The sequence below is a fragment of the Vreelandella neptunia genome, assembly GCF_022489065.1.
In the GTDB taxonomy this organism is placed as follows: domain Bacteria; phylum Pseudomonadota; class Gammaproteobacteria; order Pseudomonadales; family Halomonadaceae; genus Vreelandella; species Vreelandella neptunia_A.
This window is the reverse complement of the sequence record NZ_JAKVTW010000015.1, coordinates 95,431-107,274: the sequence shown is the minus strand read 5'-3', so window position 1 is coordinate 107,274 and position 11,844 is coordinate 95,431. Positions and strand designations below refer to the sequence as shown.

At 54.0% G+C, this 11,844-nt stretch carries 12 protein-coding genes; 7 read left to right on the top strand and 5 right to left on the bottom strand.

Features of this window, described 5'->3' with window-relative positions:
- Positions 1-22 precede the first annotated feature (22 nt).
- Positions 23-1,939, top strand: a complete 1,917-nt coding sequence (locus MLE19_RS17335) for an ATP-binding cassette domain-containing protein (protein WP_240719379.1) — start codon at positions 23-25, stop codon at positions 1,937-1,939.
- Between the two features lie 59 nt (positions 1,940-1,998).
- Here the strand turns inward: MLE19_RS17335 and MLE19_RS17330 are convergent, their stop codons facing one another.
- Positions 1,999-2,451 (bottom strand): universal stress protein, encoded by a 453-nt coding sequence (locus MLE19_RS17330; protein WP_240719378.1) that lies wholly within the window; start codon positions 2,449-2,451, stop codon positions 1,999-2,001.
- Positions 2,452-2,633: 182 nt separating this feature from the next.
- Here MLE19_RS17330 and MLE19_RS17325 point away from each other — a divergent pair, with 182 nt between their 5' ends.
- Positions 2,634-3,203 carry a preprotein translocase subunit YajC gene (locus MLE19_RS17325; protein ID WP_240719377.1) on the top strand — a complete coding sequence of 190 codons (570 nt, stop codon included), beginning with the start codon at positions 2,634-2,636 and terminating at the stop codon, positions 3,201-3,203.
- Here the strand turns inward: MLE19_RS17325 and slyA are convergent.
- The gene (gene slyA / locus MLE19_RS17320; protein WP_240719376.1) at positions 3,182-3,634 is read right to left on the bottom strand and encodes a transcriptional regulator SlyA; all 453 of its coding nucleotides are present in this window, start codon (positions 3,632-3,634) and stop codon (positions 3,182-3,184) included. The two genes, MLE19_RS17325 and slyA, sit on opposite strands and share 22 nt — an antisense overlap.
- A gap of 76 nt (positions 3,635-3,710) precedes the next feature.
- Positions 3,711-4,865 carry a DUF5924 family protein gene (locus MLE19_RS17315; protein ID WP_240719375.1) on the bottom strand — a complete coding sequence of 385 codons (1,155 nt, stop codon included), beginning with the start codon at positions 4,863-4,865 and terminating at the stop codon, positions 3,711-3,713.
- 235 nt (positions 4,866-5,100) lie between these two features.
- On the opposite strand from MLE19_RS17315, the gene fadB reads away from it, so the two are divergent.
- Positions 5,101-7,287, top strand: coding sequence for a fatty acid oxidation complex subunit alpha FadB (gene fadB, locus MLE19_RS17310; protein ID WP_240719400.1), 2,187 nt, complete (start codon positions 5,101-5,103; stop codon positions 7,285-7,287).
- Positions 7,288-7,310: 23 nt separating this feature from the next.
- Positions 7,311-8,489, top strand: a complete 1,179-nt coding sequence (gene fadA / locus MLE19_RS17305) for an acetyl-CoA C-acyltransferase FadA (RefSeq protein WP_240719374.1) — start codon at positions 7,311-7,313, stop codon at positions 8,487-8,489.
- An 80-nt stretch (positions 8,490-8,569) separates the two neighbouring features.
- On the opposite strand, the gene MLE19_RS17300 is transcribed toward fadA, so the two are convergent.
- The gene (locus tag MLE19_RS17300; RefSeq protein WP_240719373.1) at positions 8,570-9,658 is read right to left on the bottom strand and encodes a histone deacetylase family protein; all 1,089 of its coding nucleotides are present in this window, start codon (positions 9,656-9,658) and stop codon (positions 8,570-8,572) included.
- 88 nt (positions 9,659-9,746) lie between these two features.
- A complete protein-coding gene (locus MLE19_RS17295; protein ID WP_240719372.1) occupies positions 9,747-10,208 on the bottom strand; it encodes a flavodoxin family protein in 462 nt (153 codons plus the stop codon).
- A gap of 93 nt (positions 10,209-10,301) precedes the next feature.
- On the opposite strand from MLE19_RS17295, the gene MLE19_RS17290 reads away from it, so the two are divergent.
- Genes MLE19_RS17290 through MLE19_RS17280 form a run of 3 tightly spaced genes read left to right on the top strand, consistent with a single transcriptional unit; the run spans position 10,302 to position 11,786 of the window.
- Positions 10,302-10,676, top strand: coding sequence for a thiol-disulfide oxidoreductase DCC family protein (locus MLE19_RS17290; RefSeq protein WP_240719371.1), 375 nt, complete (start codon positions 10,302-10,304; stop codon positions 10,674-10,676).
- A gap of 23 nt (positions 10,677-10,699) precedes the next feature.
- Entirely contained in the window at positions 10,700-11,272 is a 573-nt protein-coding gene (locus MLE19_RS17285) for a hypothetical protein (RefSeq protein WP_240719370.1), read from the top strand.
- A 37-nt stretch (positions 11,273-11,309) separates the two neighbouring features.
- Positions 11,310-11,786: a YbhB/YbcL family Raf kinase inhibitor-like protein gene (locus tag MLE19_RS17280; RefSeq protein WP_240719369.1), complete on the top strand. Its 477-nt coding sequence runs from the start codon at positions 11,310-11,312 to the stop codon at positions 11,784-11,786.
- Positions 11,787-11,844: the final 58 nt, after the last annotated feature.

Sequence of the window (11,844 nt, the reverse complement as noted above, 5' to 3'; positions counted from 1 at the left end):
TCACGATTTAGGAGGACACCGCGTGACCTTGTTACGACTCGAACAGCTGCAACTCGCCTACGGCACCCATGTATTACTTAATCGCGCTGACCTAACGGTTGAAAAAGGCGAGCGGCTGGCGCTGGTCGGGCGCAACGGCACCGGTAAGTCCACTCTGCTAAAGCTAGTGGCGGGGGATATCCTTCCCGACGATGGCTCCATCTGGCGCGCACCTGGCCTGAAAATAGGCGTGCTGGCCCAGGAGTTACCTGAGTCATCTGGCTTGACCATTTTCGATATGGTCGCCCAAGGCCTGCCGGAAGCAGGTGAGCTACTCTCCGAGTATGACCACCTGATCAATGATCCCGATCCTGATATGGATCGCATGGCGACCCTGCAAACGCGCCTGGAAGCCATTGATGGCTGGTCTTACCATCAGCGTATCGATACCGTGCTTACCCGCTTAGGCCTACCCCCTGCCGCAGAAATGAGCTCGCTCTCCGGTGGCTGGCGCCGTCGGGTAGCGCTGGCCCGCGCGCTGGTTGCCGAGCCGGATTTACTGCTGCTCGATGAGCCTACCAACCATTTGGATTTAGACACCATCGCCTGGTTGGAAGAGCAACTGCTGGCGTTTAATGGGGCGGTACTGCTGATTACCCACGATAGGGCGTTTTTATCCAAGTTGGCGACCAACATTCTGGAGCTAGACCGTGGCCAGCTAGGGCGTTACCCCGGTAAGTACGAAGAGTATCAGGCCCGCAAGCAGCATGAGCTTGAAGTAGAGGCGCGGGAGAATGCCGAGTTCGATAAAAAACTTGCCCAGGAAGAAGCCTGGATTCGTCAGGGCGTTAAAGCCCGGCGTACCCGCAATGAAGGCCGGGTTCGAGCGCTGGAAGCGATGCGCAACGAGCGTAGCCAACGTCGTGAGCGCCAGGGTAATGCCAACCTAACGGTGGATCGTGGTGAGCGCACCGGCAAGCGCGTAGTGGAGCTGCAAGGCGTCACACAGCGGTTTGGGGATGAAGTCATACTGCGCGATATTAACCTTGAAGTACTCCGCGGTGACCGTATTGGCTTTCTGGGACGCAACGGCGCGGGCAAGACAACCCTACTTAAAATCCTGCTGGGGGAGTTGGAACCCACTGAAGGCAAGGTACAGATGGGCACTAACCTAAAAGTGGCCTATTTCGACCAGCTGCGTGCCGGTTTAGAGCTTGATAAAACCGTCTACGACAACGTTGCCCAAGGCAGCGATCGCGTCAGCGTGGGCGGGAAAGATCGCCACGTGATGAGCTACCTGCAGGACTTTCTGTTCACACCTGAGCGGGTACGCCAGCCGGTAAAAGCGCTCTCCGGTGGCGAGTCTAATCGCCTGCTGTTGGCAAAGCTGTTCACACAGCCAGCTAACGTGCTGGTGCTTGATGAGCCCACCAACGATCTCGACATGGAAACCCTGGAGCTACTTGAAGAGCTGCTGCTCGATTTCGATGGCACGCTGCTGCTAGTCTCTCACGACCGGACCTTTATGGATAACGTGGTGACCAGCATGCTCGCCTTTGAAGGCGATGGCGTTGTGCGTGAGTACGTGGGTGGCTATACCGATTGGATTCGCCAGGGTGGGAAGTTGCCGCCAGCGCCTTGGGAAGGGGCGGCGCGTCAGCGTACCGAACCTACTTCGGAAGCGCCTAAAAAGGCAGCCGAAGCACCTGCTGCAACAGCGAAGAAAAGCGTCAAGCTCTCCTATAATCTGCAGCGTGAGTTAGATGCTCTGCCCGCTGAAATAGAGCGTCTCGAGGGGGAGGTAGAGACGTTAGAGAGTGAGATCGGTGATCCTGCTTTCTATCAGCAGGACGCGGACGCCGTGACAGCTAAGCTGCAAACTCTCGAAAAAGTGCAGAAAGCGCTAGAAGTCGCCATGGAGCGCTGGATGGAGCTGGAAGCGATGGCCGCAGGAGAATAGACTTAGCAACGATAAAAGGCGCCGTATGGGCGCCTTTTTTGTCGGTAATAAACTAGCTTTTATTCGTCGCTTTTTTCGCCTTTCTTGCCCACGCGGACAGCAAGAACATCGCACTGTGCACCGTGCAGTACGCCGGTAGACGTTGAGCCAAGCAGCAAAGCAAAGCCGTGACGGCCGTGGGAGCCCACCACGATCAAGTCCACATCATGCTCTTCAGCAAAACGGTGAATTTCAGTGTCGGGCATGCCCACAACCACGTATTGATCGGTTTCAGGGATGTGCGGAGCGGCAATTTCTGTCAGACGTTTTTTGGCGTGGTCATCCAGCTGGTCCTGAATGCTGGTGAGATCCATGGGAATATCGCCGCCGTAGGCAAACCCCAGCGGCTCCAGGGTATGCATGATGGAGATTTTGGCACCGTTGTTGCGCTCCGCAATCACGACAGCGCGTTCCAATATCTTGTGGGAATCTTTGGTTAAGTCGACGGCAACTAAAATGTGGTGATAGCTCATGGCGTATCTCCTTGGCGGTGTGTAACAAAGGGGCTCTTTGTTCAATGACCTTTACTTTAGATGGCGTGCCTTCTTTTAACAATGGCTAGCGTTTTAACAATGACTTGAGTCAAAAAAGCGACCTGAGTCATGGTGTCTGAGATAGTGTATTCAGTGTGGCTTATGTGGAGGAAAATGTAGAGATGGATTGGTTAATTATAGTCTTTATTCTGATGTTAGTGATCGCGCCCGTGATGTGGTTAAAGCCTAGTCCACGTCAAAAACGCCAACAGGGTTTACGCTCGCAGATCTCAAAGCAGGGCGTCACTATCAAATTAGAAAAGCCGCCGCTGCATCATTTTAGAGGCACCATGCCCTCCTATCGCTGGCACTATTCCCAAGAGGGCCCTGGCCCGGATTTTCTGTTGGTAAGAGACAGTAATGCCAGCGACGCGTTAGCGCCCTATTACGCCGGTTGGCGTTGGCGTATAGCTCCTTTGCGTCCACTCCCAGAGAGTGCCGAGATACCTTTAAAAGCGCTGCTTGAGCGCTTGCCCCAGGACGCATTGGTACTCCAGTCGACCCCCCATGCACTAACACTGTGGTGGTGGGAGTCGCAAACCGCAGAGCGGTTCGCGACTTATTTACCTGAATTTCAACAGTTGCTTGATGCGCTCAAGGGGCATGCTGATAGGCCCACCAGTCAACCGCTCAAGGGTATTGACCAAGCAGCGCCATCCTCAATAGGTGATCACGAAGCGGGACCGTCTTGATCGCGAGCTTGTATCGCCAAGCCATTTGATTCAATGATCGCCAACCAATCGTTAAGTTGTTCGAGGTTCTCCTCGCTTAATCCAGCAAACATCTCCTTGCGCGCCTGCTGTGCAACCGTGTCGATTTGTTCTAGTAGCGGCATGGCGGCAGGCGTCAGATAAATCCGTTTGCTGCGACGATCATTATCACACGCCCGTCGCTCTACCAAGCCCTGCTCTTCAAGCTGGCCAAGGGTGCGAACGAGGGAGGGAGCTTCTACCCCAATCGCACGGGCAAGATCGCACTGGGGGTGCCCCTCACCTAAACGCCATAAGTGGTAAAGAGTGACCCAGCGCGTTTGCGTTAAGCCTAGCGGCGCAAGGCGTCGATCTAGGATGGAGCGCCATAGATGCGGCAAGCGTGCGATGCGAAAACCAATCGTTGAAGCCATAAGCAGCTAGCTACCAATAAGTGTGAGTATGCGAATTGTCATTAGCTGCGCCGCTGAATGCAAGGCGATTAACAATTCAGTCTTCAGGCCGGGCTTCATCATCGTTAGGGCGGCCAGGTACAAATCTCCGCAAGTTCAATCCGCTTAGGCCGCTAGCGCGTATTTCCCCATCCGCTAACGAAGCTACCTGACTATCGTCGGACACCTCAAATCGTATCAAGCCAAGGCGCTGGCCGCTGCCCGTCATAATATCAATGCGCCAATTACCCGTAGAGTCTTCCGGAAAGTTCTGTTTGTGACTCCAGGCACGATAACCCTGTTCTCGTCCGCCATTAATATTGAGCTCAACGACGTCCATTGGCTCACCATTATGATGCCAAGCATGGGTAATGGTTTCACTTAACCCTCGCGGTGCGCGGATGGCGGTGTATACATAAAGGCCATTGTCGCGAATGGCTTGCGGGGTTAGCGCCATTGATCCCTGTGGCAAGCGCTGTTCAACATCAAAAGCCGGAGAGAGCGCACTACTGGTCATCCATAGGCTGGCAGGGGGAACCCAGATCCGCCCCAACCAAGCACCGTAGGCGAGTAACAGCGTTAACCCAAAAAAGGCGCACCAGCGCTTCAGCGAACGCTGCTTGAGTAAGTGCCAAAAGCTGGGTAGTGCAACCAAAATAGTGATGACTAGTGCCAATAGAAGGCTTTGGCCGGTAGTGAGATGCACCATGATGGGGAGCGTGACCAGCAGTACTAGGAAAACGCATTGAGCATGAAAGACGAAGTAAATGCTTCGCCAGCGTTCTGCGACTTTGAAGTAAAGCGGATCAATAATCGACAGCAGCGCCATACCGCCCACTAGAAGCGCAAATAGCGTTTGCCCGCTATTCCACACAGTAGTGACTAAAATAAACGGCAGTGTGAAGAAAAGCGTTTCCTGGTGAATCATTTGCGCAATAAAGGTGGTGACGCCACGAGGAGGTGTAGGATGACCTCGACGAGAGAGCCAGCGACTGATTAAGCCTTCGGAGAGTAGTAGCGTCCAGGCGAACAGTAAGCCTAATGCCAATGCGGCCCCTAGCCACTGCTGACGATCGACCAAAAAGAAACTGCCTAAACCGGCAGCGAACGCCATGGGTGGCCACAGCCAGCTCCATGGTTTTAGTCGCTCGACAATGCTTTCAATTCGGCGCTGAACGGTGGCGATGCGCGATGGCGTGAGCAGTGTGCCCATAACAAGGTAACCTACAAAAATTAAAAGAAGCGTGATCCTAGCAGTATGAACGGTGTCAGGGGAGTGCTGGTCGTACTAGATGGGTAAATTAGCCAAAAGTCTGGGCTTGACGTTATCAAGCAACTCAACCAAGCTAAGGCAATCAAACGACCGTATGAAAGTCGTGTGGAAGCCGTATGAGAAACGTGGCGGGGTCTCTTTTCAGAGCCAGCCCGAAAATGTGGAGAGAGCGCGGATGATCTATCAAGGCAACGCCATCACGGTGACACGTCGTGACACCCCGAGTGGCAATGACATCGCAATGCTCACTTTCGATCTGAAAGGTGAGTCCGTCAATAAGCTCTCCAGCGCTGTGGTGACAGAGCTGGGCGAGGCAGTCAAAGCAATCCAAGCTGAAAACAGTTTGAAAGGTTTGCTGATTGCCAGTGGTAAAGAAGTGTTTATCGTCGGTGCCGATATCACCGAGTTTCACACGCTCTTTGATAAAGGCGAAGAGTACCTTGTTGAGATGAACCTCAAGGTACACGATATTTTCAACGCCATCGAAGACCTGCCTTTCCCCACCGTTACGGCGATTAACGGGTTGGCCCTTGGCGGCGGCTGTGAAGTATTGCTGACCACCGATTTCCGTGTGATGAGCGAGAAAGCCAAGATCGGCCTGCCAGAAACCAAACTGGGTATTCTTCCTGGTTGGGGTGGTTGTGTGCGTCTACCGCGCATTATCGGTGCCGATAATGCCATCGAGTGGATTGCCGGTGGAACCGAAAACCGTGCCGATGCAGCGCTAAAAATGGGTGCCGTCGATGCAGTGGTTACCGCTGAGCAGTTGGAAGACGCCGCGCTGGATATTCTCGACCGCGCCAATGCCGGTGAACTGGATTACAAAGCCCGTCGTGCTGAGAAGACCAGCCCGCTGAAGCTCAATCCGATTGAGCAGATGATGGCGTTTGAAACGGCGAAAGGGTATGTCGCTGGTAAAGCGGGCCCCCATTATCCGGCGCCAGTTGAATCGATCAAAGTGATTCAGAAAGGCGCTGGGGAAGAGCGCGGTCGCGCCCAGGCGATTGAAGCCAAAGCCTTCGCAAAGCTGGCGCTGAGCAGCGTAGCGTTTAATCTGGTCGGTCTATTCCTCAACGACCAAGTGGTTAAAAAGAAAGCAAGTAATTACGAGAAACAGGCCCAGCCGGTGAAGCAGACTGCTGTGCTGGGTGCCGGCATCATGGGCGGTGGCATCGCTTATCAGAGTGCCTCTAAAGGCACGCCAATTCTGATGAAAGATATCAAGGACGATGCCATTGAGCTGGGCTTGAAAGAGGCCCGCAAGCTATTCGCCAAGCAGGTAGAGCGCAAAAAACTGACCACCGAGCAGATGGCAGAGAAGCTGACCAATATTCGCCCGACACTCTCTTACGGTGATTTTGGTAACGTCGATCTTGTCGTTGAAGCCGTCGTTGAGAATCCCAAAGTCAAAGATGCCGTGCTCACTGAAGTGGAAGGCATGGTGGGCGAAAACACCATTCTCACCTCTAACACCTCAACCATTTCAATCAACCGTTTGGCGCAAAATTTAAAGCGGCCTGAAAACTTCTGTGGCATGCACTTTTTTAACCCTGTGCACCGTATGCCGCTGGTTGAGGTCATTCGTGGCGAAAAAACGTCAGATGCTGCCGTGGGCGCTACCGTGGCTTACGCGCGGGCAATGGGTAAAACGCCGATTGTGGTCAATGACTGCCCAGGCTTCCTGGTCAACCGCGTGCTGTTCCCTTACTTTGGCGGCTTTAGCTTCTTAGTCGAGCAGGGCGCTGACTTCCAGCACGTTGATAAAGTGATGGAGAAGTTCGGCTGGCCCATGGGGCCTGCTTACCTGTTAGATGTGGTGGGTTTAGATACCGCTGTTCATGCAAACGAAGTAATGGCGGAAGGCTTCCCTGATCGTATGGCGCGCGAGGGCAAAACCGCCATTCAGGTCATGTACGACAATGAGCGTTTGGGCCAGAAGAACGATAAGGGCTTCTACGCCTACGAAGAGGACAAGAAAGGCAAGCCTAAGAAAGTCACCGATGAGGTCGCTTACGCCTTAGTCAAAGAGGTGGTGAAAGAGCATAAAGAGTTTTCCGACGAGGACATCATCGCGCGCATGATGGTACCGCTCTGTCTGGAAACCGTGCGTTGCTTGGAAGATGGCATTGTGGCCACGCCAGCGGAAGCCGATATGGCGCTGATCTATGGCATCGGCTTCCCGCCGTTCCGTGGTGGCGCTCTGCGCTACATTGATGCAATGGGTGTGGCGGAGTTCGTTAAGCTGGCAGAAGGCTTGGCTGACGAGCTGGGGCCGCTATACGCGCCCACCGACAAGCTGCGCCAGATGGCTCAAAACGGCGAATTGTTCTATTCCAACGATAAGCCGGCCAACCAAGCTTAACCACCACCCATAGGAGATAAAAGATGAGTTTGAATCCGAGAGATATTGTGGTGGTTGACGGTGTCCGTACCGCCATGGCGAAAGCCAAGAATGGTGCTTTTCGTAACGTACGTGCCGAGAATCTGTCTGCAGCGGCTATGCAGGCGCTATTTACTCGTAACCCAAACCTAGATCCTTCAGAAGTCGATGATGTGATCTGGGGCTGCGTTAACCAGACCCTTGAGCAATCGATGAATATTGCTCGCAACGCGGCGATTATGACCGGCATCCCCCGCTCGGTGCCTGCGCAGACAGTAAACCGTTTGTGTGGTTCTTCGATGACCGCGCTGCATATCGCTGCCGCCAACATTAAAGCAGGCATGGGTGATTTCTTTATCATCGGCGGCGTGGAGCACATGGAGCACGTCCCCATGGCACACGGTGTTGACGTTAACCCGGCGGCCAGTAAATACGCGGCGAAAGCGGCGATGATGATGGGCCTGACCGCTGAGCTGCTGGGTAAAATGCACGGTGTTTCCCGAGAAGAGCAGGATAAATTCGGCGTGCGCTCCCACCAGCGTGCTCAGGCAGCGATGGAGAAGGGCTACTTCGATAATGAAATTATCGGCGTAGAAGGCCACGATCAGCGCGGCTTCAGGGTGATGGTTCAGCGCGATGAGGTGATTCGCCCAGACTCTACCCTGGAGTCTATGGCGAGCCTCAAGCCAGTATTTGATCCGCGCAACGGTACCGTGACCGCGGGTACGTCCTCGGCGCTTTCTGTGGGTGCTTCGGCAATGGCCGTAATGAGCTACGAGCGCGCTCAAGCACTGGGCTTAGAGCCCATCGCGCGAGTGCTTTCGACCGGTGTGGCCGGTTGTGATGCATCAATCATGGGCTATGGCCCAGTGCCTGCGTCTAAAAAGGCCCTCAAAGCCGCTGGCTTATCCGCTGCTGATATTCAAACCGTTGAGCTGAATGAAGCTTTCGCTGCTCAGGGTATCCCGGTACTGAAAGATCTCGGCTTCCTAGATGCAATGGATGAGAAGGTTAACCTGAACGGCGGCGCGATTGCCCTGGGCCACCCGCTGGGGTGTTCAGGTTCACGTATCTGCACCACGCTGCTGAACGTTATGCAGCAGCGCGATACCACCTTGGGTTTGGCGACCATGTGTATTGGTATGGGACAGGGCGTTGCGACGGTGTTTGAACGCTTGAAGTAACCACTTCGCTCTTAATGCTTCAAATCAGCACTAGAAAACGGCACCTCGCGCGCGAGGCGCCGTTTTTATTGGCAACGAAACTATTCTGTTTGAAAAGCCGTGCGGTGGAAATCCGCTGCGGCCTGGACTTCGGCAATGCCGCAGGTATCAGGCACCGGCACGGTGTTGCCCGCCAGTACTGCTAGCACTGCTCTGGTGCCATTGGCCAGTGACTCAAGGTTGTAGCCACCCTCCAATACAAATACCAAACGGCCGTCGCAGTGCTGTTCGGCCAGCTGTTGCATAAAGCCGGTCAGCGCGCCAAACCCTGCGTAGGAAACATTGAGTGCTAAATCGTGCCAGTGAGGGTCAAACCCCGCTGAGACTAAAATGATATCGGGTTTAAACCAGGCGGCTGCGGGCGCGAGAATGTCACGAAATGCCTTAAGGTACGCCTCATCGCCGGCCCCTGCGGGAAGCGGTACGTTGATGGTAGTACCTTCGCCCAAACCGGCGCCCACTTCTTCCAGGTGGCCAGAGCCAGGGTAGAAGGGGGCTGCGCGGTGAATATCAAAAAACATCACGTCGGGTTCTGCCCAGAAAATATCCTGAGTACCGTTGCCGTGGTGGGCATCCCAATCAACGATCAGTACCCGCTCGCAGCCAAGTGCGCTGCGGGCATGAGCCGCCGCTACGGCAACGTTATTAAATAGGCAAAAGCCACGGGCACGAACGGGTTCTGCGTGGTGCCCTGGTGGGCGAACGAGAGCAAAGGCGCTTTTCGTGCGTTTTTCCATGACGGCCTCTACCGCCGCAATGGCTGTACCTGCTGCCACTTCAGCGGCATCAATGCTGCCGGGTGAAACTGCCGTGGTATCTACGTCCAGCCAGGCATTTTTGCCGCGCAGGCTGAAAATATCACTTAGATAAGAAGTGGTATGCACCCGCGCTAACTGCTCATGCGTCGCTGCTTTGCCCCCTTCAATCTTTAGGCCCTCAATGGGCGCTCTCTCAAGTAGCTGTTGGATAGCGGTTAGCCGCCCTGGATGCTCCGGGTATTTCCAGGGGCCTGGCAGGCCTGCAAGTAGGTGTCGAATGCGCTTATCAATTCGCTCAGGTAAAAAATCGGCCTCGATATTGGGTTCGTGAGCGAGAACGCGATCATCATAGAAGGCAATAACATTGTGCATAGGGGCTACCTAATATACGTGCGTTGATGACTCTTAATCGCGCTATTGGCACGAAATGCTAACCTACAGTAAGGCAGGCTAAGCGAGGTTATACAATGCCGTTATCAACACTAAACGCTAAGGTCATGCTAAGTTCTTCCACCTGATCGGCAAACGATTGCTGCCAGCTGCCGCGTAAAATGAGTGGTGGTTGTACCCAGCGCCATCTTAATCCGCTAACGATGCTTTCCACTGCCCGTTGTGTGCCCGTGCCGTCATGCCCTGCGCGGACATAGAGCGCACAGGGCAGTCCGTATTTATGTTCTAGAACGGAATAGTATGAACGGTCAAAAAAATCTTTCAGGGCGCCGCTCATGTAACCTAAGTTCTCCGTAGTGCCGAGTAGAATGGCGTCGCAGGCCAGCACATCCTCCGGGCCTGCATCTAACGGCGCTTTAACAACGCAGCTTAGCTGCTCAAGATCAGGGTGACAGGCAGCCCGATAGGCTGTATCACGAAGAAGGCGGGTATTTTCTGAAGGTGCATGGGCAATAATTAACAGCTGCTTCATAGGCTAGCCCCATTAGAAGACGTCGACCTAAAGGTTTGCGCTAAATAGCGAAAATACCACACTAAGCATTTGTGGTTATTAAAGAGAGCCTATATGCCCAGCAAGGCTTCAATCAATGTGTTTTACGATGCGCAGTGTCCGCTTTGCCGTAAAGAGCGCCGCCGCTATGAACGCTGGTCGGGGCGCCATGCTGGTGATATCGCTTGGCTTGATGTTAGTGAGCACCAGCAGGCTCTGCGGGAAAAAGGCGTGGATCCAACAATGGCGTTGCGCTCCCTGCATATCGAAACTGCCCAGTGTCAGCTTATAGAAGGTATTGATGCTTACCGCTTGTTAATGGCGCGTATTCCATTACTGATGCCTGTGGCCTGGATCATTGGCCTACCGGGAATTAAAACAGCGTTGCGTAAGTTGTATGATATTTGGGTTAAACGCCGTCTGCAGAAACAGGGGCGGTGGCCCACTTGATGTTTAGCATAGGAAAAGTAGCCATGCAGCGAAGTACGGTAAACGTATGGGCGGCATGTATAGGTGTCGCGGGGAGTTTATTGTTAGCGGGCTGTGCCGGTGGGCAGCGCCCTGCGCCATCACCTGCTCAAGCGGAGAGTGAAGCGCCGACCGCCGCTGCCCAGCCTGCGCCGAATCGGGCTACCACCAGCTCATACCCTGTTACGGGCATGGCAACCGATTGGGTGCCGCCGTTGTTTATTAGCCCGGAAGAGGAGGCCTCGTACTATGTCAGCCGCCTGTCTGATCGGCGTTTTGTCTCCAGCTACGGTGATCGTGATAACCCTCGCCCATGGTACATTGCGGCTGAAAAATTGGGCGAGATAGGGCTTCCAGCTGTGCCATTGCTGTTTGCTCGTTTGAACACCAGCGATGAGTATGAACAAATGTTGGTGCTCTATGCGCTGCAGTTAGCCACTCAAGATCCTCAGCTAATGGTCAGAACGGGTGGCGATTACGTTCAGCTGGGAGTCGTGCTTGACCCTGCACATAATGCTGAAAATGTTGTAACAGCCCAGCAGTGGTGGCAACAGCATGCGTCACAGCTCAATCTTTAAAACTTATTCACCACCTTCAATTACCTAGGAGAAAAGCATGGCATTTGCACCTTCATCAATGCAGGTCACCAGCGCTACGTTTGCGAATCATCAAGCAATCCCATCCAAACACAGCGGCGAAGGTGATGATATTTCACCCGCGTTAGCTTGGCAGGGTGCTCCTGAGGGAACAAAGGGCTTTGCAGTGATCTGCCATGACCCAGACGCTCCGTTGGTCAAGGAAGGCAGCTACGGCTTTGTGCATTGGGTACTTTACAATTTGCCTGGCGATGTTAATGAAGTCACCGAAAACACCGCTGTGGGCACCGTTGGCGCTAATGATAAAGGGGATGCTGGCTATTGTGGCCCGATGCCCCCAGAGGGGCATGGTAAACATCTTTACTACTTCTGGGTGCTGGCGCTGGATCATCAAACCGCACTACCTGAAGGGCTTACGCTGGCTGAACTTCTCAAAGAGGTAGAGCCGCATCTGCTGGGTATGAATCGCTTGGTAGGTACTTACCAGCGCGGTTAATACGCCGCTGCTGGACATTTTACGTAACCCGTGTAGGCTCCATCGCTTTCTTAGCCCT